At 66.3% G+C, this 25,209-nt stretch carries 16 protein-coding genes; 11 read left to right on the top strand and 5 right to left on the bottom strand.

From position 1 onward, the window contains the following. Nucleotide 1 precedes the first annotated feature (1 nt). Nucleotides 2-3,055 carry a TonB-dependent receptor domain-containing protein gene (locus tag AC1DQJ_RS12330; protein ID WP_477603648.1) on the top strand — a complete coding sequence of 1,018 codons (3,054 nt, stop codon included), beginning with the start codon at nt 2-4 and terminating at the stop codon, nt 3,053-3,055. Nucleotides 3,056-3,178: 123 nt separating this feature from the next. On the opposite strand, the gene AC1DQJ_RS12325 is transcribed toward AC1DQJ_RS12330, so the two are convergent. Together AC1DQJ_RS12325 and AC1DQJ_RS12320 are read right to left on the bottom strand one after the other, a co-directional pair. Next, nucleotides 3,179-3,955 carry a sulfotransferase domain-containing protein gene (locus AC1DQJ_RS12325; RefSeq protein WP_477603646.1) on the bottom strand — a complete coding sequence of 259 codons (777 nt, stop codon included), beginning with the start codon at nt 3,953-3,955 and terminating at the stop codon, nt 3,179-3,181. Nucleotides 3,956-4,036: 81 nt separating this feature from the next. Then, nucleotides 4,037-5,203 carry a 2OG-Fe(II) oxygenase gene (locus AC1DQJ_RS12320; protein WP_477603645.1) on the bottom strand — a complete coding sequence of 389 codons (1,167 nt, stop codon included), beginning with the start codon at nt 5,201-5,203 and terminating at the stop codon, nt 4,037-4,039. A gap of 113 nt (nt 5,204-5,316) precedes the next feature. Between AC1DQJ_RS12320 and AC1DQJ_RS12315 the strand changes: the two genes are divergently transcribed. Further along, nucleotides 5,317-6,348, top strand: a complete 1,032-nt coding sequence (locus tag AC1DQJ_RS12315) for a retroviral-like aspartic protease family protein (protein ID WP_477603819.1) — start codon at nt 5,317-5,319, stop codon at nt 6,346-6,348. Nucleotides 6,349-6,358: 10 nt separating this feature from the next. Here AC1DQJ_RS12315 and sppA read toward each other — a convergent pair whose 3' ends face one another. Continuing rightward, nucleotides 6,359-8,134: a signal peptide peptidase SppA gene (gene sppA, locus AC1DQJ_RS12310; RefSeq protein WP_477603643.1), complete on the bottom strand. Its 1,776-nt coding sequence runs from the start codon at nt 8,132-8,134 to the stop codon at nt 6,359-6,361. 236 nt (nt 8,135-8,370) lie between these two features. On the opposite strand from sppA, the gene AC1DQJ_RS12305 reads away from it, so the two are divergent. Together AC1DQJ_RS12305 and AC1DQJ_RS12300 are read left to right on the top strand one after the other, a co-directional pair. Next, complete coding sequence (locus tag AC1DQJ_RS12305) at nt 8,371-10,155, top strand: CIA30 family protein (protein WP_477603641.1); 1,785 nt, start codon at nt 8,371-8,373, stop codon at nt 10,153-10,155. A 271-nt stretch (nt 10,156-10,426) separates the two neighbouring features. Then, on the top strand, nt 10,427-13,423 hold the full coding sequence (locus AC1DQJ_RS12300; protein ID WP_477603640.1) for a TonB-dependent receptor plug domain-containing protein: 2,997 nt from the start codon (nt 10,427-10,429) through the stop codon (nt 13,421-13,423). Between the two features lie 21 nt (nt 13,424-13,444). Here the strand turns inward: AC1DQJ_RS12300 and AC1DQJ_RS12295 are convergent, their stop codons facing one another. After that, complete coding sequence (locus AC1DQJ_RS12295) at nt 13,445-13,828, bottom strand: hypothetical protein (RefSeq protein ID WP_477603638.1); 384 nt, start codon at nt 13,826-13,828, stop codon at nt 13,445-13,447. A 172-nt stretch (nt 13,829-14,000) separates the two neighbouring features. Here AC1DQJ_RS12295 and AC1DQJ_RS12290 point away from each other — a divergent pair, with 172 nt between their 5' ends. From AC1DQJ_RS12290 to AC1DQJ_RS12275, 4 genes are all read left to right on the top strand, one after another. Next, nucleotides 14,001-14,225, top strand: coding sequence for a hypothetical protein (locus tag AC1DQJ_RS12290; protein ID WP_477603636.1), 225 nt, complete (start codon nt 14,001-14,003; stop codon nt 14,223-14,225). 5 nt (nt 14,226-14,230) lie between these two features. After that, nucleotides 14,231-14,581 (top strand): hypothetical protein, encoded by a 351-nt coding sequence (locus AC1DQJ_RS12285; protein WP_477603634.1) that lies wholly within the window; start codon nt 14,231-14,233, stop codon nt 14,579-14,581. A 304-nt stretch (nt 14,582-14,885) separates the two neighbouring features. Continuing rightward, on the top strand, nt 14,886-17,987 hold the full coding sequence (locus AC1DQJ_RS12280; RefSeq protein WP_477603633.1) for a TonB-dependent receptor domain-containing protein: 3,102 nt from the start codon (nt 14,886-14,888) through the stop codon (nt 17,985-17,987). A gap of 173 nt (nt 17,988-18,160) precedes the next feature. Further along, on the top strand, nt 18,161-18,637 hold the full coding sequence (locus AC1DQJ_RS12275; protein WP_477603631.1) for an Lrp/AsnC family transcriptional regulator: 477 nt from the start codon (nt 18,161-18,163) through the stop codon (nt 18,635-18,637). Here the strand turns inward: AC1DQJ_RS12275 and AC1DQJ_RS12270 are convergent. Continuing rightward, on the bottom strand, nt 18,634-19,206 hold the full coding sequence (locus tag AC1DQJ_RS12270) for a TetR/AcrR family transcriptional regulator (protein WP_477603629.1): 573 nt from the start codon (nt 19,204-19,206) through the stop codon (nt 18,634-18,636). The genes AC1DQJ_RS12275 and AC1DQJ_RS12270 overlap by 4 nt on opposite strands. Nucleotides 19,207-19,316: 110 nt before the next feature. Here AC1DQJ_RS12270 and AC1DQJ_RS12265 point away from each other — a divergent pair, with 110 nt between their 5' ends. The 3 genes from AC1DQJ_RS12265 to AC1DQJ_RS12255 are packed head-to-tail and all read left to right on the top strand — an operon-like array spanning nt 19,317 to nt 25,110. Further along, on the top strand, nt 19,317-20,465 hold the full coding sequence (locus AC1DQJ_RS12265) for an efflux RND transporter periplasmic adaptor subunit (protein ID WP_477603627.1): 1,149 nt from the start codon (nt 19,317-19,319) through the stop codon (nt 20,463-20,465). A 23-nt stretch (nt 20,466-20,488) separates the two neighbouring features. Beyond that, complete coding sequence (locus AC1DQJ_RS12260; protein WP_477603625.1) at nt 20,489-23,710, top strand: efflux RND transporter permease subunit; 3,222 nt, start codon at nt 20,489-20,491, stop codon at nt 23,708-23,710. Continuing rightward, nucleotides 23,707-25,110, top strand: coding sequence for an efflux transporter outer membrane subunit (locus tag AC1DQJ_RS12255; RefSeq protein ID WP_477603623.1), 1,404 nt, complete (start codon nt 23,707-23,709; stop codon nt 25,108-25,110). The genes AC1DQJ_RS12260 and AC1DQJ_RS12255 overlap by 4 nt, the downstream gene beginning before the upstream one ends. Nucleotides 25,111-25,209 lie beyond the last annotated feature (99 nt).

The raw sequence follows: 25,209 nt of genomic DNA, 5'->3' as shown, positions 1-25,209 counted from the left end.
TTTGGCGTCTTCCATGATCTGCGGCGCGGCGTTCGCGGCCTTCTCGGCTACGGCGGCCAACGCCCAAGAGCAGGAAGTCACTGAAGTCGTCGTCACCGGTTCGCGTATCGTCCGTCAGGACTACGTGGCCAACAGCCCGATCGCGACCGTCACCGGCGAAGCCGTCGTCGCTAACGCCGACGTCACGCTCGACATGTTCCTGAACACGCTGCCGCAGGTTAACCCGGCGGGCAGCTCGACCTCGAACAACCCGGGCAACAACGGCCAATCGAACGTCGACCTTCGCGGCTTCGGCGCGAACCGTAACGTCGTCCTCGTCGACGGCCGTCGTCCGATGGTCTCGGCGAACACGCTGACCGTCGACCTGAACACCATTCCGCAGGCCCTGATCGAAGGCATCGAAGTCATCACCGGCGGCGCCGGTGCGGCCTACGGCGCCGACGCCATCGCCGGTGCGGTCAACGTCAAGCTGAAGAACAACTTCGAAGGCATCGACGTCCGCGCCAGCTACTCGAACTCGACTGAGTTCTGGGATGCTGAAGAGTATCAGTTCTCGGCGGCCCTCGGCGGCAACTTCGCCGACGGCAAGGGCAACGCGGTGTTCGGCTTCGACCGTTCCTACCGTCAGCCGCTGATCAAGTCGCAGCGTGAGTTCTCGCAGAACGCCACCTCGACCACGTCCTTCCTGCCGGAAGGCAACCTGTTCTGGGCCGCGGGCAACGCCCCGACCAAGGCGGCCCTGGACGCGGTCTTCGCCAAGTACGGCGTGACCCCGGACAAGATCGGCCTGGGCTCGGGTACGCTCGGCTTCAACCTGGACGGTTCGCTGTTCTACCGCGGTGTGTTCAACAACCCGCTGGACGTCCAGAACTTCCGCTACCCGATCGACGGCGCTGTGAACCAGTCGCTGTTCCCGGACCTCTACAGCTACAACTTCGACTACGTGAACATCCTGGTCCTGCCGATGGACCGCTACTCGTTCATGTTCAAGACGAACTACGAGCTGGACAACGGCATCGAGTTCTTCGTCAACGCCGGCTGGACCGAGTACAACGCGACGACCGCCCTGGCGCCGACGCCGTTCCCGACCGTCAACACGCGTAACGCCAGCAACGCCGGCTCGTCCGACGTGGTCAGCACGCTGGTCACCCCGGGCTCGCAGATCTCGCAACAGCTCGTCATTCCGCTGACGAACCCCTTCATCCCGGCCGACCTGCGCGCTCTGCTCGCGTCGCGTACCGGCGATGATGCGCGTCTCGTCGGCACCGGCGCGGCTGAGCCGTTCCTGCTGCGTCAGCGGACCCTCGACCTCGGCCTGCGTGAATCGCGCTTCGAAAACACCGTCGTCCAGTTCCTGGCCGGCGTGCGCGGTCCGATCGGCGACACCGGCCTGACCTTCGAAGCTTCGCTGTCGGAAGGCCGCACCGAAATCGACGAAACCCAGACGGGCAACCTGAACACCCAGCGTCTTCAGGGCCTGATCGAAGCCGCCGACGGCGGCGCGAGCGTCTGCGACGGCGGCTTCAACATCTTCGGCCGTCAGCCGATCTCGGCGTCCTGCCGCGAGTACCTCGCTGCTCAGACGACCCTGTCGACCGAAATGAAGTCGCAAATCGCTCAGGCGTTCATCACCGGCCCGGTGTACGAACTGCCGGCCGGCGACCTGTCCTTCGTGATCGGCGCCGAATACCGCGGCTTCGAATACAACTTCGATCCGGGCGCGGCCTCGGGCCCGATCTCGGGCGCCAACACCCAGGATCCGGACCAAGGCACCAACTCGTTCAAGGACGTGTTCGGCGAAGTGCTGATCCCGCTGCTGAAGGATGAGAACTACGTCCAGAACCTGGAACTGAGCCTCGGCGCCCGCTACTCGGAATCCGAATTCGCCGACAAGATCACCGGTGAAACCGTCGGTCCGCGCGGTTCGTGGGCCTACAAGGGCGAGCTGAACTGGACCATCAACGACCTGCTCCGCGCGCGTATGTCCTACCAGCGCTCGGTCCGCGAACCGAACTTCTCGGAACTGTTCGCCGGTGGTGGTTCGGCTCCGCAGTACTTCGACCCCTGCTCGGTCACCTCGGCTGCTCGCACCGGTCCGTCGGCCGCTCAAGTCCGGGCGCTCTGCCTGGCTCAAGGCGTCGGCGCCAGCGCGATCAACAACTACGTGCAGACCCCGGGTTCGCAGATCGGTGTCGACCTGGCCGGTAACCTGGATCTCGATCCGGAAATCGGTAAGACCTTCACCGCAGGTGTCGTGTGGCGTTCGCCTTGGGACAACCAGTGGCTGTCGCGCCTGCAAGGCTCGGTTGACTACTACAACATCCAGATCGACGACGCGATCCTGACCCCGACCCCGAACCAAATCGTGGCGGCTTGCTTCAACTACTACGGCACCAACCCGAACTACGACATCAACAACCTGAACTGCCAGGGCCCGGCCCGCGGCGGCGGCGACATCCTTTGGGTCTACAACCCGTCGGATCCGGACGGCTTCTTCACCAACAGCAACGGCGGCACGCAACAGTCGAGCGGCCTGGACTTCCAGTTCGACTGGGGCTTCGACGCTGAATGGCTGGGCGCTGATCCGGAGTGGGGCACCGTTCGCCTGAACGTCCTGCTGACGCACGTGATCGAGTTCAAGCAACAGGACCCGATCGAAGGCGTGCCGGAACTCGACTTCGCCGGCACCATCTCCTACTTCGGCGCCGGCCTCGGCACGAGCTTCCCGGAGTGGAAGGCCACGATCAACGGCGAATGGTCGCTGTTCGAGGACTTCAAGCTCAACGCCCGCGCCCGTTACATCGGCGCGATGGACAACCGTCTCAGCATCGAGTTCCCGGGCGAGCCCGAGTTCACCGGCGTGGACGCTGTCTGGTACTTCGACCTCACCGGCACCTGGAACGTCACGGACAACGTCGAGCTGAAGCTCGGCCTGAACAACGCGTTCGACAAGCAACCGGAAACCTACGCTCCGAACATCCAATCGGGCACCGATCCGTCGACCTACGACGTTGTCGGTCGTCGCGTGTTCGGCGGCATCAAGCTGCGCTTCTAAGAGCAGCCTGATCCTCTAAAGCTTGGGGGCGGCGGACCTAGGTCCGCCGCCCCTTTGTTTTGCGCGCAAACGAAAACGCCCGCGGCGCGAGCCGCGGGCGTTCGGCGTTTCTAGATCGATGGTTCAGGCGTAGCCGAGCAGTTCGCGCAGGCCGGGGGCCATGTGCTCGACGAGCTGCTTCTGCGTGTCGGGAAGGACCTCGGGGATCTTCTGGCCGCTGGAAAGGTACTCTCGGGCCGTGGAGCTGTGCTTTCGGTCCGAGCCGATCTGCACCCGCTCGCGCCAGTCGGCGGGGAGATTCGTGATCCCGAACTTGCCGAGCAGCTCGCGGAAGAAGGCCTCGGCCTGCGGCGTGTCGAGCACCTTCAGGTGGGCCACGATGTCCTCATAGCGGACCACGTGGACACCGGTCCCCATCCAGGCCACCGCGTGGAACAGGAAGACCTCGCGCAGCGCCGGGCCACGGCCAGGAATGCCGAAGATCACCAGGTTCAGCATCTGCTCGACGCTGACCGCGCCGTTCTTCAGATGGTTCTGCTGCGGGTGGTCGAACTGGTCGGACAGGTTGAAGCGCGTCCGGGCGAGCACGTAGTCGTAGGGATCGCGCACCAGGACCACGGTGTTGGCGTGTTTGAGCGCCATCAGCGACATGTCGGCGAACAGCAGGTGTCCGACGCTGAACATCGGCCGCTGCGGATGCAGGGCCATCTTGTGCTGTTCCAGATTGGGGATCTGGATGAACTCGCGGTCGAAGTGCTGCTGCGCCGGGACGAACATGCGCACGATGTTGCGCAGCAGGTGCGTGCCGCACTTGGGCACGCTGTTGAGGAAGGCCGTCTGGCGCAAGGGCGCCTGCTGGAACTTTCCTACCTCGGCGCCGAGCGTGTCGGGCCGGCTCATCACTCTCGCCGCAAGCACAGCGTTCTCCCGTTTGTCCTGATCATTGGAATAGCTGGCGGCGTGCGCCTTGGATATGGCGCCTCAAGCCGCGGTCGGCCGCAAGGCCTTGGTGCGGAACCACTTGGAAATGATCCACTTCTCGCCGCTCGTTGGCGGGGATCCGGCGTGCAGCGTCATCGGGTCGACCGCGCCGTCGGGAGTGACGCTGTCGAAGGCCAGCGCCGAGCCGCGGGCCGGCTTGAAGCTGCGTTCCAGGCGCGGAAACTCGGTGGCCCCGCCCTCGAAGCCGTCGTTGAGGTAGACGAGCACAGTACGGACCCGCTGCCCACGCGCCGCCAGATGCTCGGCATTGGCCGGGGTGTCGGGAATGTAGTCCACGTGCGGCGCGTAGCGCTCGCCGGGCGCGTAGTGCAGGACGCCAAGCCCTTCGGCGTTCTCGCTCGGCAGGCCGGCGACCTCGGCCAGGCGGTTGTTGATCAGTTCGAGCAGCACGTCGCTGTCGGGAATGCCGAAATGCATGACGCGGTTGGACCGTACGTCCTCGACGCTTTCGCCGCCGGCCTCGTTGACGATCATGCCCCGCCGCAGGGCCGGTTCGGCCAGCGCCGTCACGTAGTCGCAGGCCCAGCTGGGCAGCAGGTCGTGAACCAGGGAAATGGCCGGGCTCTGCAATTGCGCCTCGCGTGCCAGCGCGCCTTCGAAGGGCGCCGTGTCCGCAGCCGCGGCCAAGGCGTCATAGTCGATTGGCACGGCGGTGACCGGTCCGCCGCCCAGCACTCGGCGCGCCGGCTCGAAGCCGTCGGCGCGGGCGATGGCGAGCGCGGCGCGGGCCATGGCCGACTTGGGCCCGTCGACGCCGGCCAGCAGGGCCAGTTGACAGATCGAACGTGCATCTCCCGCCTTGGCCAGCGGGACGAGCCACGAGATCGCCCGCTTGACGTCGCGCGGCGCCCCGACCCCCCCGGCGTCCACCACGCAGGCGAGGGTCAGGCCCAGATAGTCGCCGGCCTTGGCCGCCGCGATGATCCGCTCCACGCCTTGGGCGACGTTCTGGGGAATTTTGAAGCCGACCAGCTGCCAGAGGCCGAGCTTGGCGTGCGCGGCCGGATAGCCGCTCTTGGCGGCGGACATCCACCAGGACAGCGCCTCGTCCAGTCGCCCGCTCTGCTCCATGGCCTGGGCCATGAGGTCTTGGGAAGCGGCGTCGCCGGCCTGGGCCGCCGCCAGCACCTGTTCGTAAGTTCTCATGGGCTTCTTCTACAGCCTGCGCCGGCGATCCGCACCTGCGCCAGATCGGCCCTTTTCAGTTTGCGCCCGTCAATGACCGTGGCATGTCGAGGACGGGGGAGGCCCGGTTGAACGTGGAATGGACACGCAGACGCGCGGTGACGGTGATCGGCGCCAGCCTGGCGAGCGCCGGATGCGCGTCTACGGTCGAGCGCCTTGCCCCCCCGGTGCTGGTCAACCTGGCCGACCAGGCGCCGCCGACCGATGGCGATACGGCTCATCTTGGCTCTGACGCAGACGCGGCCCAGCGGATGACGGCGCCGGTCCTGATCAATGGGAAGGGACCGTACAGCTTCGTCATCGACACCGGCGCGAACCGGACGGTCATCGCGCGGGACGTGGCCGAGACGCTCGCACTGAAGGCGTCCGGCAAGGCGCAAATCCACGGCATAGCCGGGGTGGAGCCCTCGGAGACGGTCAGCATCGATCGCCTGGACATCGGCAAGGTGACCTCAAAGCGGCTGCGGGCGCCGATGCTGGATCGCGCGCGATTGGGCGCGGATGGGTTGCTCGGCGTCGATGTGCTGAAGAACCGCCGCGTCGCGATGGATTTCGAGCGCAACCTGTTCACCATCAGCAAGCCCGACGATGAGATCCGCACTCAACGCAACGCCTCAGACACCAGGTTGCGCGACAACGCTGCGATGGCGGCGGCGGACAACAATGTCGTCATCGTGCCGGCGCGCTACCGGTTCGGCCAGTTGATCATCATCGACGCCGACATGGGCGGCGTACCGGTCACCGCTTTCCTGGATTCCGGCTCGCAGAACACGGTCGGCAATCTGAAACTGCACGAACAGCTCAAGATCACGCCCTTCGCCCTGACCGCGCAGGTCTCGGTCGTCGAGCTGATCAGCGCCACGGGTCAGCGGGCCAAGGGCGAGCTGTCGACCGTGCCGCCGCTGCGCATGGGCGGCCTCAGCGTAGGCAACCTGTCGGCGGTCTTCGCCGACCTGCACATCTTCAAGCTCTGGGAGCTGAACGACCGGCCGGCGATCCTGATCGGGATCGACGTGATGCGCCACTTCGACGCCATCGAACTGGACTTCGCCAATCAGCGGGTTCTGTTCCGGCCGCCGGCGCGAACCTTGCGCCGGCTGGGCTAAGCGGCCGTCGTCACTTCATCGGCGTGGGCGACAGCACCATCGCGCCGGAGCTGCGCATGCGCTCCTGGGCCATTTCGTCGAGCAGGCCCTGAGCACGCGGATCGCCAAGGATCCACGCCGCCGCCGCCAGGGACCGGACCGAGGTCGCCGAAAGCCCGAGCGCGCTTTCCAGAGCTTCGAACGGCGAGACCTGGGTGGTCATACGTTGCAGGCGCACGTCGCCCTTCAGTCCGGCCAGGGCCTTAGCCTTGTCCACCGCCTGATAGAAGCCGCCGACCTCGTCGACCAAGCCCAGTTCCCGCGCCTGGGCGCCGGTCCAGACGCGGCCCTTGGCGATCTCGCGCACGCGGTCGGGCGAAAGCTTCCGGCCCTCGGCCACGCGGGCGATGAAGTTGGCGTAGATCTGGTCCATCCAGCCGGAGAATGCCGCCCTCTGGGCCTGGTTCATCTCGGCGCCCAGCCCAAACGCGCCGGCATAGTCGCCGCCGACGCCGAGTTGGCGGATGTCGACGCCGTATTTCTCCAGAGCCGGGCCGAGGGCGAACTTGCCGCCGAACACGCCGATGGAGCCGGTGAGCGTGGTCGGGTGCGCGACGATGGCCGACGCCTCGCTGGACACCCAGTAGCCGCCGGACGCCGCGTAGGCGCCCATCGACACGACAACCGGCTTCTTGGCGGCTTTGGCCGCGCGGACCGCGGCGAGGATTTGCTCCGACGCGGTGTCGGAGCCGCCGGGGGAGGAGACGCGGAACACGATGGCCTTCACGTCCTTGTCCTTGATCGCGTCGTACAGCGCCTCGGAGACGTCGTCGGAGCGCATGGCCGAGCTGGCGGAGAACGGATTGGCGGCGCCGTCGTGGCCGGTCACGATCGCGCCTTCGCCCTCGATGACCGCGATCGCGGGACCGGTCCGCGCGCCGCGGTCGCGGTTGGAACGCATGTACCGCTCGAACTCCACGAGCTGGGAGCCTTTGCCGGCCTTGGCGAGGATGGCCGTCTCGGCGTCCTTCACCTGGCCGAGCTTGTCGATCAGCTTCAGCTTCAGCGCGTCCTCGGCCAGGTAGGGGCCGGCCTCGAGATTGGTCCGCAGGACCTGCGGCGTCTGCTTGCGGTCGCTGGCAGCGTTGGCCAGGGTCGTGCCGTAGACCGAGCCCATCCAGGAGAGCTGCGACTCGCGGTGGGGCGCGGTGTAGTCGCTGTAGAGGTACGGGTTGACCGCGTTCTTGAACTCGTAGCGCTGCTCGTAGTTGGCCTTGACGCTGTACTTGTCGAAGAACCGTTTGAAGAAGACGTCCTCGATCGCCAGGCCGGTCACTTGCAGGGACGCGCCCGGCTGCATCCAGAACTCGTCCGCGGCCGCGCCGAGCATGTAGGTCGAGGTGATGATGCCGGACGGGTAGAGGCCCTGGCTATGGGCGATGACGGTCTTGCCGGTAGCTCGGAACTTCCGCAGCGCCAGGCGCAGCTCGTCGGCCGCGGCCGGGGCTATCCCGCCTTCTGGCAGCCGCACGAGCACGGCCTTGACCCTGCCGTCCTTGCCCGCCCGGTCGAGGGTCTCGATGACCGACATCACCGACATCGATTGGCGGCCGAAGGCGGCGAAGGGATTGACCGGGTCCTGGTCGGTCAGTTGTTCGCGCAGGTCCAGTTCCAGCACCGTCTGGGCGGGGGTCGGGGCGGGCTTGGCGGCGCCGGCGGCCATGATGATCAGCAGGAACGGCACGCCGATGAGAAAGAGCACCAGGCCCGCAAAGACGCCGGCCATGGTGGTGAGGAACTGCTTCATGGGATCGCCAGGGAGGAATGTAGACTCCAGGCTACATTGGCTTGGGTTGTGTTCCAATGAAGAGCTTGTCGCCAGCTGGCGGAGGCGTTGCGCGCGCTGCGCCGGGCGCGGACGCCGCCTCCAGATATTATTCCTGAAGTGGGTGTGGATCGGCGGCGTGGGCGCGTCTTAAACAGAAGGCGGGGCTCTGCGCCCACGCCGTAGTGCGAACTGTATTTGATCTATCGGGGGCTGCCATGAATTTTGTGCGTGACGGATGGCGGGCGGCTGGAGCCGTCGCGATCGTCGGTCTGGCGACCCTTCCGAGTGCGTCGCTCGCGGCCGGCCGGCCAGTGGCCATCATCGGCGCGACTGTGTTCGACGGCACGGGCGCGGCCCCGCACCTGGCCAATGTCGTGATCCAGGACGGCCGGATCTTGGCCGTGGGCCCCGGCGTGAAGGCGCCGCGCGGCGCCCAGGTGATCGACGCCAAGGGCAAGGCGCTGCTGCCGGGCTTCTTTGACGTGCACACCCATTGGACCCCAGGCGGCGAGCCGCGGATCTCGCCGGAGATCGCCAACGCCTACATCGCGGCCGGCGTCACCACCGTGAACGACTTTCACCAGCAACCGGAGTCGTTCGAGCCGCGCCGCCGCTGGATCGCGTCGATGGCCTCGCCGCACGTGAACTACGTGGCGCGGATGAGCACGCCGGGCGGTCACGGCGCCGACTGGGCCGACCGCGCCACCACCAAGTGGGTAAACTCTCCGGCCTCGGCCCGCCTGGAGGTCAAGGCCCTGGTCCCGTACAAGCCGGACTTCATCAAGGCGTTCGCCGATGGCTGGCGCTACGGCGCCTCCGCCGACAACACCAGCATGGACCAGGGCACGTTGTCGGCCCTGGTGGATGAAGCCCACAAAAACAACCTTAAGGTCCTGACCCACACGGTCACCGTCGATCGCGGCGCGATCGCGGGCCGCGCCAAGGTCGATGTCATCGCCCACAGCCTGCAGGATCGCGAGATCGACCAGGCGACCGTCGACGCCATCAAGGCGGGCGGCACCGCCTATGCTCCGACCCTGGCGGTCTACGACCCCGACAAGGGCGAGCCGTCGACCGATCCGCAAGCGCGTCGCCGCAGCGAGGTGAAGTTCGGCTACGCCCTGCACAACGTGAAGGCGCTGCACGACGCCGGCGTGACCATCGCGCTCGGCACCGACGCGGGCATGCCCGGCACGCCGCACGGGGCCTCGACGCTTCGGGAAATGGAACTGCTGGTTCGCGCCGGCCTGACGCCGTCCGAGGCGCTGGTCGCCGGCACCGCCAACAGCGCCAAGGTGCTGGGTGAACTGAATGACCGCGGTACGATCGAGACTGGCAAGCGCGCCGACCTCGTACTGATCGACGGCCAGCCCTGGGTGAACATCGCCGACGTGCGCAAGACCGACCGGGTCTTCGTCGACGGCGTCCAGGTGCACGGCGCTGGAACCAAGCTGCCGGCCGCCAACGGCCAGAAGTCGATGCTGGTGATCAAGGCCAAGGGCCCGCTGATCGACAACTTCGAAGGCCCGCGCTCGAACTACGACACCCTGCGCCTGGACGACACGGACGGCGGCATCGACCGCACCGTCCAGGTGGCCCAGGTGATCAACCGCACTGCGAGCGACCACGCGCTCAGCATCGCCGCGCGGATGTCCGTGAAAGACGATCCCAATGCCGGGGTGATCATCCCGCTCAGCCGTGGCTCGGTGGAACCAGTCGATGTCCGCGCCTTCAAGGGCGTGCGCTTCGACGTGCGCGGCGACGGCGGCGCCTACCAGCTCGGGGTCAACACCCAAAATGGCCGCTGGGAATCGGAGGTCGGCTCGGGGCCCGAATGGCGGACTGTCGAAGTGCCGTTCTCGGCGCTGAAGCGTGTGGCTGGCCGCGGCGCCGGAACAGGCCCTTGGACCGGCGACGACGTCCTGGAAGTCACGGTCGATGGCGGCCGCGCCGGCGGTCAGAAGATGTGGCTAGAGATCGACAACCTGACCCTCTACTAGTCTTGCGGCAATAATCTGCACCTAGGGTTGAGTTTGGGATTCAGCTCGGCCGTGTCGAGTATCCAGCAGCGTCGATGAGAAGTGGTGGTCGCCATGACACAGACACCGTTATTTCTCGCCAAATCCGGACGAGGGGGGTGACGCGAAGACGCACTTGCTGTCTGTCGCGTCGTTTAAACGGCCATTGCAGCGTTAGCTGCGAAGGCGGAATTTGCACTTACTAGTTGAGGGGGTAATCTCAATGAAATCTCGCATGTCCTGGCGTGGCGCCATGCTCGCGACCTCCGCGCTCTGCGCTTTCGGCTGGGCCGGTTCCGCCTCGGCTCAAGCCGCGGACGAAGTGGAAGAAATCGTCGTCGTCGGTTCGCAGATCGAAGGCGCCAAGGTCACGGCCGCCCTGCCGGTCACCGTCGTCGACGCCAACCAACTCGCCAACGTGGCGGCGACCTCGGGCGACGACCTGTTCCGCTCGATCCCGCAGATGGGCGACGTCAGCTTCAACTCCAGCTACCTCCCCAACTCCAGCAACAGCGCCCGTGGCGACGTCGGTTCGGTGAACCTGCGCAATCTCGGCGTCGGCAACACCCTGGTGCTGCTCAACGGCCGCCGCGTGGTCGCCCACCCGACGAGCCGCGCCGATGACAACCTCGTCCCGGTCCTGACCTACAACACCAACGCCATCCCGGTGAGCGGGCTGAAGCGTCTGGAAGTCCTGCGCGATGGCGCCGCGGCGCTCTATGGCTCGGACGCCGTGGCCGGCGTGGTCAACACCGTGCTGCAGGACGACTACGACGGCCTGACCGTCGAGGCGCAGTATGGCTCGGCTGAGGGCACCCACCTCGAAGAGTACGAGTTCAACATCCAGGCCGGCCGCAACTTCCATGACGGCCGCGGCAACATCAGCCTGTTCGCCAACTACACCAACCGCACCGCGCTGAACGCCTGGGACCAGGACTTCACCTCGTCGGATGACAAGACGCCGCTGTTCGCCGGCACGTCATACGCCGGCAACGCCACTCTCGACGACCGGGTCACCGCCACCCCGTGGGGCAGCCTCACCGCGGCCAGCGCGGTGCGCCAGAACGGCGTCCTGGTGACCTCGGCGGCCGGAGCCTATCACATCCAGCCCTCGACCAATTCGGCGTGCGCTTCCCCGCTCGGCTCGGGCATCTGCCTGGCCACCGGCGCCGCGGCCACCGGCGTCACCGGCGCCGACCGTAACCTGCGCTTCAACACCGCCGGCACCTTCAACCCGTCGGTGATGCCGGAGCTGGAACGGATCAACCTGTTCCTGACCGGCAAGTACGACATCACCGACGACCTGCGGGCGTTCGGCGAGGTTGGCTACTACACCGCCACCACCCATGCGGTGCAGACCTCGACCAGCAACCTGGCCTCGCTGCCAATCGCGATCGCGGCGACCAACTACTACAACCCGTTCGGTCCGACCTCGAGCGCGAACCGCCTCCCGGGTCTCAGCGCCCCGGCCGGCGGCGTCGCCTCCACCATGGCGGCCTATAACTTCGTCGACGTCGGCCCCAACAGCGTGGACGTCGAGAACAACCAGTGGCGCTTCCTGGCCGGCTTGAAGGGCGAGAAGTTCGGCTTCAACTGGGAAGGCGCGCTGCTCTACTCCCAAGCCGAGGTCGAAGACGTCTCCGACGGCATCAGCGCCACCGCGCTTCAGCGCCAGATGGCTCTGGCCACCCCGGACGCCTACAACCCGTTCAACGGCGGCAGCCTCGACAACCCCAGCATCGGCGACAACGCGCCGAGCTCGCAGGCGGCTATTGACGCCATCCGCGTCAAGACCACCCGCAAGAGCACCAGCTCGCTGGCCCTGGCGGACTTCAAGATCTCCAAGCTCGACCTCTTCACGCTTCCGGGCGGTGACGTCGGCTTCGCCGCGGGCGTCGAGCACCGTCGCGAGACCCAGAAGGACGACCGCGACGCCCGCCTGGACGGCACGATCAAGTTCACCAACAGCCTGACCGGCGTCACCTATGACAACGATCTGGTCGGCACCAGCCCGTCGCCGGACACCAAGGGCTCGCGCAACGTCACGTCCGCCTTCGTTGAGCTGGCCGTCCCGGTCGTCTCGCCGGAGATGGAGATCCCGTTCGTCTATAACTTCGAAGCCCAACTCGCCGGCCGCTACGAAAACTTCAGCGACGTCGGCGACGTGGCCAAGCCCAAGGTCGCTCTGGCCTGGGACGTGATCGACGGCCTCCGCTTCCGCGGTTCGTGGGCTCAGGGCTTCAAGGCTCCGAACCTGGAGCAGCTGAACGCCACGCTGGTGACCCGCTCCAACAGCCGCCGCGACTGGTATCGTTGCGAGGCCGACCGCCGCGCCGGCCGCATCGCCACCCTCTCGGCCTGCGCCGCGCCGAACATCTCGGAGCGCCGCTCGGGCAACCAGGACCTGAAGCCGGAAGAATCGGAAACCTGGGGCATGGGCGTGGTCTATGAGCCGCGCATCATCCCGGAAGAGTTCGGCCGCTTCACCTTCACCGTCGACTACTGGCGCGTGAAGCAGGAGGGCATCGTCGGACTGTTCGGCGGCGGCAACGCCATCACCGCCGACTATCTGGCCCGCCTGAACGGTTCGTCCTATGCGGACGTCATTCGCGCCGCGCCGACCATCGACGACGTCGCCGCCTTCCAGGGCACGGGCCTCGCACCCGTCGGCCAGATCCTCTACGTCAGCGACCAGTACCAGAACCTGCTGCCGCAAGAGGCTCGCGGCCTGGACATCGGCGTCATGTGGAACCTGCGCGGCACCGAATTCGGCGACTTCAGCGTCAACTTCAATGCCGCCCACCTGATCAAGTTCTACCGTTCGCCGTCCCCCGGCGCGGCCGAACTCATGGCCGCTCAGGACGCCGGCCAGCTCGATCCGACGATCTTCATCAGCGGCGGCGGCGACATGGTCCGCCAGAACGGCCGTCCGGAATGGAAGTGGTCGGCCTCGGCCACCTGGAACTACGATCAGTGGACCGTCGGCGCCTTCACCCAGTACATCGGAGACGTCGAGGACACCGGCCTGCTGGACAGCGCTGGCACGCCCTGGATCGTCGACTCCCAGCTCACCGCCAACCTCTACGGTCAGTATGAGTTCACCGAAGGCCTGGCGGCCAACACCCGCCTGCGCATCGGCGTCCGCAACCTCACCGACGAGAAGCCGCCGCTGGAATCCGACGGCTACCTGGGCGACCTCTATCAGCCCTACGCCCGTTACTGGTACGTCAGCGTCCGCAAGTCCTTCTAGGGACGCCTGACTCTAAAAGCTCTAGGCAGACCGCCGGCCGATCCCCAAGGGATCGGCCGGTTCTTTTTGTCGGGAGGCGATCGGCGCGGCGTCGCTCAGAATCTGGTCGAGGCGCGTGCATATGCGTTCACCGGCCGGGCTGAGGCTCAGCGCGCTGGTGGTCCCGACCTTCCAGCGCGCGCTGGCGACCAGCGGCTCTAGCCCGTCATCCCCGCTGGTTAGGGCCTGGGCAGTGCGCCAGGCATGGTTGGCCGTGATGCCCATGCGCCATTGCAGGTCGGGCAAGGGCAGGGAATCGCCTTCGTCGGCCACGTAAAGCAGGGCCATGATCTGAGCCAGGGTGAAGCCAGGGTTGGTGTCCCTCAGGAGCTCCAGCGCTTCCAGCAGTGCGCTGCGTTTACGCACGCGAACCCTCCATCTTTGCCGGCCCCCACTTCACCTGCTTTGCGCGCCGCGCGGCGGCGAAGTGCGCGCAACAACGCCGCCACGCGGCGTCTCGGCCAGTGCAAACGCGTAAATGCCGCAGATGTCCGCCTCTAAGCTTAGCGACCGCGACGCAATCGTTTTGGAGAGTGAAATGAAGCTGTGGGGCCAGATTTCGGTCGAACTGAACGTCGGCGACTATGTCGAGGCCGCCGATCACCAAAAGCGCCTGGAGGACATTCTCAACCAGGTGCGCGAGCTTTATCCCGAGGCCAAGCTGGCCATGCGCGAACGCCGCCAGCGCCGCTCGACCCCGGTGGTTCGCGCCCTCCCGCCAGGCGCCGGCACCGGCCGCCTGAACGCCTACGCTGAGTCCTGACGCCCATGAGGCCGAGGGACTCCCTGCTGGAGGCGTTGTCGCTGTTCCGCGAGCTCAATCCGACCATCACGGTCAATGAGATCATCACCTTCCTCTATACCTGTGAGAACGAGGGGCTGAGCGTCCAGGAGCTCGCCTATGTGGCCCGGATGACCGAGCCCACAGCCTCGCGCAGTGTTCGGTCCTTCGGGCCTGCGGGTTCGGAGTGGGCCCGCCCGCCGGCCTGTGGGCTAGTCGAAGCCTTCCTCAACCCGCAGGACGGTCGTAGCCGCGTGCTGCACCTCACGCCGGCGGGGAAAGACGTCCGCGACCGCCTGGACAACATCATCCGCGAAGCGGTCGGAATCGCGCGCTGAGCATCGGCTCGGCGCGCCTGCGCGTCTCCGTGCGCCTATGTAATTGCATGAATGAAATCAATAAAACTGCGATCAGTTAAAGCATAAAATGTGTCATATCGGCGACGAAGCCCTGCCGATGTTCAATATGGCGACCGTGCTGTGTTGACCTAATTTTCCAGCTTCGCGTAACGACGGTGTAACCGCCGCCATATTGGCAGCGGACACTTTGCGGGGTGCGGCCTTCGCCTGAAAACGGGCGGGTCGACGGAGGAGCTAGACCTTGAAAATCACAACTACACGACAGCGCCTTTTGGCGTCATCGATGATCTGCGGCGCATTCGCTGCGTTCGCCGCGACCTCGGCGTACGCCCAGGCCGCCGAAGAAGTGCAGGAAGTCGTCGTCACCGGTTCGCGCATCGTGCGCCAGGACTTCGTGGCGGCCAGCCCGATCGCCACCGTCACCGGCGAGCAGGCGACGGCCAACGCCGACGTCACCCTCGACACCTATCTGAACACCCTGCCGCAGGTCAGCCCGGCGGCCTCGTCGACCTCGAACAACCCGAGCAACAACGGCCAGTCCACCGTCGACCTGCGCGGCCTGGGTTCCAACCGTAACCTGGTGCTCGTTGACGGCCGTCGTCCGATGACGTCGAACAACACCCTGACAGTCGACCTGAACACCATCCCGCAGGCGATGATCGAGAACATCGAGGTCATCACCGGCGGCGCCGGCGCGACCTACGGCGCGGACGCCGTGGCCGGCGTCGTGAACCTGAAGCTCAAGCGCAACTTCGAGGGCCTCGATTTCCGCGCCAGCCTGTCGGATTCGACCGAGTACCATGACGCCCAGGAATACCAGTTCTCGCTGGTGGTCGGCGGCAACTTCTCCGACGGCAAGGGCAACGCCCTGTTCGGCTTCGACCGCTCGTACCGCGAACCGGTGACCAAAGGTCAGCGTCCGTTCTCGGCGCTGGCCACCTCGACGACCGGCACTCCGCCTGCCGGCGCGATCAAGTACAACTCTGGTAACGCCATCCCGCTGAGCGCCGTACAGGCCCTGTTCGCCTCCTATGGCATCTCGCCGACGGCAGTCGGCAACGCTTCGGGCTCGCTCGGCTTCAACCTGGATGGTTCGCTGTACTACGGCGGCGCCCCCAACAACGCGACTCTGCAAGTCCAAAACTTCAAGTATCCGATCGACGTCAACGTAAATACCCGCTTCTACCCGGACTTCTACAGCTACAACTTCGACGCGCCGAACCTGCTGACCCTGCCGATGGATCGCTATTCGTTCCTGTCGAACCTGCGCTACGAGTTCGATAGCGGCGTGGAAGTGTTCACCCAGGCCGGCTGGACCGAGTACGTCGCCGACCAGGCGCTGGCGCCGACGCCGATCCCGACCGTCGTGACCGCCGCGCCGGGCACGGCCACCAACCTGCAGGTTTCGTCCCCGCTGGTGACGGCCGGCAATAACGTCGGCCAGAACCTGGTCGTCCCGGTCACCAACCCGTTCATTCCGAACGACCTGCGCACCCTGCTGGCGGCGCGGACCGGCGATGACCCGACCCTGGTCGGTTCCGGTGCGAACGAGCCCTTCCTGTTCGCCTTCCGTCCGCTGGGCTTCGGCGCGCGGATCTCGGAGTTCAAGAACTCCGTCGTTCAGTACTCGGCCGGGGCGAAATTCCCGATCGGCGAGAACTTCGAGGGCGAGGCGTACATCTCGCAGGGCCGCACGGAGATCATGCGGACCCAGTTCGGCAACATCAACACCCAGCTGCTCTCGGACATCCTGGCTCACCCGACCCAGACGCCGAACGGCAACACAGCGTGCGCCACTCAGAACTTCTTCGGCGACCGTCCGCTGGCCTCGACCTGCCGCGTCGCTCTGGAATCGCCGGTGACCCAACGCCAGCAGTACATCCAGACGATCGGTCAGGCGTTCATCACCGGCGACGTGTTTGAGTTGCCGGCCGGTGCGGTGCCGATCGTCTTCGGCCTCGAGCATCGTGAATTCGACTACGATCTGCGCTTCCTCTCGACCCCCGGCCCGTTCTCGGGCTTCACCGTTGGCAACCCGGAAAGCGGCGGCAGCGCGTTCAACGACATCTTCGCCGAGACGTTGATCCCGGTCGTCAAGGACATGCCGTTCGTCAACTCGTTGGAGATCGGCCTGGGCGCTCGTTACTCGTGGGCTCGCTTCGAGAACAAGCTGAACGGGCAGCACACCGAGACCCGCGGTTCGGCCACTTACAAGGCCGAGGGCAACTGGGAGGTCAACGATTGGGCCCGGGTCCGCGCTTCCTACCAGCGCGCGGTGCGTGAGCCGAATTTCCAGGAACTGTTCGTCGGCAGCGCCTCGGCGCCGCAGATCTTCGATCCGTGCGCGCCCACGACCGAGGCCTGGAAGGCTTCCGGCACTGGCCCTGGCACCCTGCGCGGCCTCTGCGCGGCTCAGGGCGTTCCGGTGACCGGCGCGACCACGGCCCCGGGTTCCCAGGCCAATATCTTCCTGAACGGCAACCTGAACCTGAATCCTGAAAAGGCCGACACCATCACGGTCGGCGCGGTGCTTTCTTCGCCCTGGGATAATCAGTGGGCCCAGCGCCTGCGCGGTTCGATCGACTACTACAGCCTGGAAATCAAAGACCCGATCATCGCTTTCGACACCAACACGGCGATCGCGGCCTGCTTCAACTACGCGGGCACCAACCCGACCTACTCCAGCACCTACCTGTATTGCGCGGGTATGCAGCGGACGGGCGGCAACCTGACCAACGCCCGGATCAACAACCCGAACGCCCTGCCGGGCACCAACAGCGCCTGGCTGTTCGAGAACGGCGGGATCATCAAGACCTCCGGCCTCGACTTCCAGCTCGACTACGGCTTCGACTGGGAATGGCTGGGCGCTCCGGAATGGATGGGCGCGTTCCAGGCCAACCTGCTCGTCACCCACGTGCTGAACTACGAGCAGTCCGACCGTCAGGGTCTGCCGCCGATCGACTACACCGGCACCATCTCGTACTTCGGCGCCGGCCTCGGCACCTCGTTCCCGGAATGGAAAGCGACGCTGAACACCCGGTTCAACCTGGGCCGCATCGGCTTCATGGGCTACGAGACCGAAGCCGTGAACTTCGGCGCCCGCGTCCGCTACCTCGGCGACATGGACAACCGTCAGTTCCGTCAGTACCCGGGCGAAGTCTTCCTGGGTACGGCAAGCGTCCCCGCCAACGTCCCGGCGACCTACTATGTCGACCTCGACGCGACCTGGGGCATCACTGACAACGTGGAACTGAAGATCGGCGTCAACAACCTCACCGATCAGCAGCCGCGCCTCTATGCGCCGAACGTCCAGTCGGGCACCGATCCGTCCAGCTATGACATTATCGGTCGCCGTATGTTTGGTGCGATCAAGCTGCGCTTCTAAGCGTCAGCGAATATTTGGACGACCGGGGAGGGCGGCGAAGTCATTCGCCGCCCTCCTTTCATTTCATCGATGCAACTTGTTTGACGCGTGGCAGGCGTGGTTTGTCGCGAAGTCGATGACGCGCCGCCTCCGCATTTCTATCGATCTGCGCATGGTAGTGTACGGGGACGCCGATGGAGTTGCAGCTCGATAGACTGGATATGCAGATCCTCTCTGCGCTCCAGGTCTGCAACCAAACCAGCGCGCATGAGCTGGCCGATAGCGTCCCTCTGTCTGCCTCGGCGATTCAGCGCCGCATCCGCACCTATCGCACCAACGGCGTGATCACCGCCGACGTTTCGGTGCTCAATCCGAAGCTGGCCGGCGACCACATCTCGGTCATGCTGCTGATCCAGCTCGCCCAGCAGGGCCCCGCCCGCGTCGCCGACGTCCGCGCCCGCCTGAGCCGCTCCTCCCACGTGCAGGTGGTGATGGAGATCGCCGGCGCCTACGACCTGATGTGCATCACCGTGTTCGACAGCATGGAAGCCTTCAACACGTTCGTGGACACCGAAGTCGCCGAGCATCCGCTAGTCGGACGGTTCGAGACCATCTTCGTGCGTCGCCGGGTGAAGTTCGGCGCCACCTTGCCGCTCTGGAACCAGATCTAGGCCTTCACCGCCGTCTGGAACACTTCCACCAGCCGCTTGCGGAGGCAGGCTTGACCTTCTTCGTCCAGGTCGTGATCGGCCGCGATGGCCCGTGAGATCGCCACGCCCATGATCAGGTCGCCGGCCAGGCGTGCACGCACTTCGGCTTCCGGGCCCCCCAGATAAGCCGCAAAGGGATCGTGGAAATGCGCTCGCATGGAGCGCCGCAGCGGCTCGGACGCCGCGGGGGAAGATGCCGATCTCAGCATGATCAGCAAGTGATCCAAGCTCTCGTCAGGGTCGCGGTTGTCCAACAGTCTGGCCGCGACCCGTTCGCCGAACGTGGACAGATCGCCCTGGAACAGCTCGGTCGCGTCCGGGAGGCAGTTCAAAACCTCGACAAGGAGCTCCTCCTTCGAGCCGAAATATCGAGAAATCAGGGCCGCATCGACGCCGGCGTCCGTCGCGATCTCGCGCAGGCTCGCGCCGTCGTAACCCTCTCTCGCGAAACGGGTTTTCGCTGCATCCAGTATAGCTTGCCTAGTCGCCGCCGCGTTGCGCGTGCGCGACGGCGCTGGAAACTGCGCCATTTCTCGGTTCCGCTCCCTTGTTGTCATCGTCTGTTGACATATGTAGGGGCTGTCAGGATAGAAGTCATCAACCGTTGACTTAGGGCGCTCCCCCGCCCGTGGGATAATTCATGCGTAAATTCTTCGCGCCGTTCGTCGCAACGGCTGCTGCTGCATTGGTTCTGGCCGGTTGCGGCAAGCCCGCTGCTCCTCCGCAGATGCCGGCGCCCCAGGTCTCGGTGGCGACGCCGCTGCGGCAATCAGTCGTCGACTGGGACGATTTCACCGGCCGCTTCGAGGCGCCCGAACGGGTCGAGGTGCGCGCCCGCGCCGGCGGCTACCTTCAGGCCGCCCACTTCCGCGAGGGGCAGTTTGTCCAGAAGGGCCAACTGCTCTTCACGCTCGATCCGCGCCCGGCCCAGGCCCAGCTGGCCGCCGCCCGCGCCCAGGCCAAGCAGGCCGCTGCGGATCTCACCCGGGCTGAGAGCCTGTTGAAGGTTCAGGCGATCAGCCGCGAAGAATTCGACGGCAAGCGCGCTGCCAACGACATCGCCCAGGCGACCGTTCAGGCCCGCACCCTCGATCTCGAATTCACCCGCGTCACCGCGCCGGTTTCAGGCGTGGTGTCAGACCGTCGGGTCGACCCGGGCAACGTGATCTCCGGCGGCGGTTCCGGCGCCGACGTGCTGACCACCATCGTCTCCACCAGCCCGATCCACTTCCAGTTCGACGCGTCCGAAGCCCAGCTGCTGAAGAACCAGCGCCAGACCGGCAAGGGCGGCCGCGTGCAGATCCGTCTGCAGGACGAGGCCGACTACCGCTGGACCGGCCAGATCGACTTCACCGACAACAGCCTCGATGACTCGTCGGGCGCGGTGCGCATGCGCGCCGTGGTCGCCAACCCCAACGGCTTCCTGAAGCCGGGCATGTACGGCAAGGCCAAGGTCGAAGGCGGCCAGGCCTACGACGCCCTGCTGGTTCCGGAGGACGCCATCGTCGCCGACGGCGCGCGCAAGGCGGTCAACGTCGTATCGGCTGACGGCTCGGTAACCCTGAAGCCGGTCGAACTCGGCCCGCTCAGCGAAGGCCTGCGGGTGATCCGTTCGGGCGTGCGCCCGGACGACAAGGTCATCGTCAACGGGTCGGCCCGGATCATGATGCCGGGCCAAAAGGTCCAAGCCAAACTCGTCCAGATCACGCCGAAGGCGGCCGCCAAGAAGGCGACCACCACAGTGACCATTCCCGTGGCCTCGAGCGCCACGCCCGCCGGCGCCCGATAGGGGCCAGGACAGGGACGGACCTCATGCGTTTCTCGCACTTCTTCATCGACCGCCCGATCTTCGCGGGCGTGATCTCGGTGTTCATCGCCCTGATCGGGATCTTCGCCTATCCGCTGCTGCCGCTGTCGCAGTATCCGGACATCGCGCCCCCGACCATTGCGGTGACCGCCATGTACCCCGGGGCGTCCGCCGAGACGCTGTCCGAGACCGTCGCTGCGCCGATCGAACAGGAAATCAACGGCGTCGAGGGCATGCTCTACATGACCTCGTCGTCCACCGCCGACGGCCTGGCCCAGATCTCGGTCACCTTCGAACCGGGCACCGACCTCGACGCCGCCCAGGTGCTGGTCCAGAACCGGGTCGCCCTGGCTGAACCGCGCCTGCCAGAACAGGTGCGCCAGGTCGGCGTGACCGTGAACAAGCAGCTCTCCGGCTTCTTGCTGCTGGTCGCCCTGACCTCCAAGGATCCCAACGCCGACCTCGACCACATCGGCAACTACGCCAACTCGACGCTCCGCGACCGCATGCTGCGGATCAAGGGCGTGGGCGGCGTGCAGGTGTTCGGCGGCGGCTTCTATTCGATGCGGGTCTGGATCGACCCGGGCAAGGCCGCTGCGCGCAACCTGACCTCCGGTGAGATCGTCGCGGCGCTGCGAGCCCAGAACGTCCAGGCCGCCGGCGGTGCGCTTGGCCAGGCCCCTGCCGACACCGGCGCAGCTTTCCAGCTCCCGGTCCAGGTCCAGGGCCGTCTCTCGGACCCCGAAGCTTTCGCCGACATCGTCATCCGAACCGACGCCGACGGCCGTGTCACCCGCGTGCGCGACGTCGCCCGCGTCGAGCTGGGCGCGCAGGACTATGGCATGCGTGGCTACTTCGGCGGCGATCGCGGCGTCGGCCTGGCGATCATCCAGCAGCCGGGCTCCAACGCCCTGGCCACCGCCGCCGAGGTGCTCAAGACCGTCGAGGAACTGAAACCGACCATGCCGCAAGGCGTGGAGTATACGATCCCCTACAACCCGACCGAGTTCGTCCAGGCCTCGGTGGAATCTGTCCAGAGCACGCTGCTCGAAGCGGTGATCCTGGTGGTCATCGTGGTCATGGTCTTCCTACAGACCTGGCGCGCGGCGATCATCCCGATCCTGGCCATCCCGATCGCCCTAGTCGGCTCCTTCGCGGTGCTGCTCGGCCTCGGCTACTCGCTGAACTCGTTGTCGCTGTTCGCGCTCGTGCTCGCTGTCGGCATCGTCGTCGACGACGCCATCGTCGTGGTCGAGGCGGTGGAGCGAAATCTCAGGCTGGGCATGACTCCACGGGAGGCGGCCTACCGCACCATGGACGAGGTGTCCGGCGCGCTGATCGCCATCGGCCTGGTGCTGCTGGCCGTGTTCGTGCCGACCGCCTTCATGCCGGGCATTCCAGGCATGTTCTTCCGCCAGTTCGCGGTGACCATCTCGGCCGCCTCGATGATCTCGCTCCTGGTGTCGCTGACGCTCTCGCCGGCGCTCGCCTCGATCCTGCTCAAGCCGCACGTCGAGCACAGCCTCGACACCGGCCCGCGTTGGATGCGTCCGATCAGGATGGCCGGGGCTAAGTTCAACAGCGGCTTCGACTGGCTGAGCGACAAGTACGGCGCGCTCACGGGACGCCTGGTGCGCACCAGCCTGATCGTGCTGGTGGTCTACGGCGGCCTGATCGCCCTGACCGGATGGCGGATGACCGCCACCCCCACGGGCTTCATCCCGCAACAGGATCAGGGCTTCCTGATCGGCGTCGTCCAATTGCCGCCGGGCGCTTCGCTCGAGCGCACGGACGCTGTGGTTCGCCGCGCCAGCGAGATCGTGCAGAAGACACCCGGCGTCGACACGGTCGCGGCCTTCGCCGGCCTCGACGGGGCGAGCTTCTCGGCCATGTCCAACGGCGGCGTCTTCTTCGTGAAGCTCGACGACTGGTCCAAGCGCGGCAAGGGGATGACCGCCGAAGCCATGGCCGGCCAGGTCATGGGCCGCCTCAGCGGCATCGAGGAAGCCAACATCTTCTTCCTCGCGCCCCCGCCTGTCGAAGGCATGGGCAACGCCGGCGGCTTCAAGATGATGGTGCAGGACCGCTCGGGTGCGGGCTACCGCGCGCTGGAGCAGGCCGCCAACGGCCTGGTCGGCGCGGCGGCCCAGACTCCGCAAAGCACGGTCGGGGTGTTCTCGCAGTTCAACACCGGCTCGCCCCGGGTGACCGCCGAGATCGACCGCGACAAGGCCCTGTTGATGGGCGTTCAGCCGAACGCGATCTACGATGCGCTCGGCACCTATCTCGGCTCGACCTACGTCAACGACTTCAACCTGCTGGGCCGCACCTTCCGGGTGACCGCTCAGGCGGAGTCCGATGCGCGGGACGATCCGTCCGACATCGCCGGCATCAAGGTGCGTTCGGAGTCTGGCGGCATGGTTCCGCTCGGCTCGCTGGCGACGGTGAAGGATGAAACCGGTCCTGTCCGCGTGGTGCGCTACAATCTGTTCCCGGCCGCCGAAGTGCAGGGCGGAGCGCCTCCGGGCGTAGCTTCGGGCGCTGCGCTCGACGCCATGGAACAACATGCCGCCAAGGTTCTGCCGCCGGGCTTCAGCTACGAGTGGACCGAACTGGCCTATCAGGAGAAGGCGGCGGGCAATTCCGGGACGATCATCTTCGTCCTGGCGGTGGTGTTCGTCTTCCTGGTGCTGGCGGCCCAGTACGAGGCGTTCACCCTGCCGCTGGCGGTCATCCTGATCGTGCCGATGTGTATCCTCGCGGCGATCGTCGGGGTGAACCTGCGGGGCCAGGACAACAACATCCTGACCCAGATCGGCTTGATCGTGCTGGTCGCCCTGGCCGCCAAGAACGCCATCCTGATCGTCGAGTTCGCCAAGCAGGCGGAGGAGACGGAAGGCATGAACCGCTTCGAGGCCGCGGTCAGCGCCGCGCGCACTCGCTTGCGGCCGATCCTGATGACCTCCTTCGCCTTCATCCTGGGCGTGTTGCCATTGGCGATCGCGACAGGGCCGGGAGCGGAAATGCGTCAGGCGCTCGGCACGGCGGTGTTCTTCGGGATGATCGGGGTGACGTTCTTCGGCCTGATCTTCACGCCGGTCTTCTACGTCATCTGCCGACAACTCGCGGCCCGGCTGCCGAAGGCCAAGGGCAAGGAGAAGATCTACCCCACGACCGCAGGCGGCACGCCGCACGATCCGATCGAGTACCAAGGAGGCGCGAAGTGACCCGCCTTAAGTCCATCGCCGGCCTGCTGGCCGCTACGGCGCTGAGCGCCTGTGCAGTCGGGCCCAACTACCAAGTCCCGCCGCCGGTGGCGGCGGGGCAGGGGGCCTTCATCGCCGCCGAACCGACGGTCGCCACCCCGGACGCGCCTGCGGGCGAATGGTGGAAGCTGTTCCAGGACCCGACCGTCGACGCTCTGGTCCAGGAGGCGCTCGTCGCCAACAAGGACATCGCGGTCGCCAGCGCCAACCTGTCTCGCGTCCGCGCGGTGCTCAGCGAGACCCGCTCGGGCCTGCTGCCATCGACCACGGTCTCAGCTTCCGGCCAACGTGTGCGCGATCAGAACCTGCTGACCGGCCGGTACGGCGAGAACGACCACTACGCCGCCGGCTTCGACATGTCCTACGAGGTCGACCTGTTCGGCCGCGTGCGACGCAGCCTGGAAGCCAACCGCGCCGACACCGACGCGGCGCAAGCCGCCCTCGACGTGGTCCGCATCTCGGTCGCGGCCGAGACGGCGCGCGCCTATGCCGACGTCTGCGCGGCCGGCGCTCAGATCGCGGTGACCAAGCGCACCATCGCCCTGCAGCAGGAAACCTACGACCTCACCGCTCGCCAGCTAGACGCGGGTCGTGGCACGGCGCTCGACACCTCCAGCGCTGCGACCCAGCTGGAAACCTCCAAGGCGGTCCTGCCGCCGCTTGAGGCTCAGCGCGCCGCCGCCCTGTTTCGTCTGGCTCTGCTGCTCGGCAAGGCGCCCAGCCAAGCGCCCGCCGCGGTGGCCAATTGCGCCGTCGTGCCCCAGGTCCGCCAGCTGATCCCGGTCGGTGACGGCTCGGCCATGCTCGCCCGACGTCCGGACGTGCGTCAGGCCGAACGCGAACTGGCCGCGGCCACCGCGCGGATCGGTGTCGCCACGGCGGCGCTCTATCCGTCGGTGACCATCGGCGGAGCGATCTCCACCAGCGGTCTGGAAACCGGAGATCTGGGCGACGACTTCCGCTTCAACGTCGGGCCGCTGATCAGTTGGAACTTCCCCAACATCGGCGCCGCGCGCGCTCGCGTGAACCAGGCCGGCGCCAGCGCCGAAGGCGCGCTTGCGCTGTTCGAGAAGGCCAATCTCACGGCCCTCCAGGAAACCGAGACGGCGCTCAACGCCTATGCTCGCGAATTGGATCGCCGGGCCGCCCTCAAGCGGGCGCGCGACCAGGGCGCCACGGCCGTCCGACTCGCCCGCCTGCGCTACGAGGCGGGCTCCGACAGCTTCCTCACCGTGCTGGTGGTCGAGCGGAACCTGGCCACGCTGGAAGCCCAGCTGGCGCTGTCCGACGCCCAGGTGACGACCAACCAGATCGCACTCTTCAAGGCGCTGGGCGGGGGCTGGGACACGGCCGCCTCCTAGCTGCGGTAGAAAATCTCTATTGAGGGCGATAATCCTATCGAGATGATAGGAATGTAACGCGGCCGCGCTGGGGCGACCGCGGCCCTTGCCGGAGACATT

This window comes from Phenylobacterium sp. P4_E10, assembly GCF_056401675.1.
This window is presented reverse-complemented; position numbering and strand designations above follow the sequence as displayed.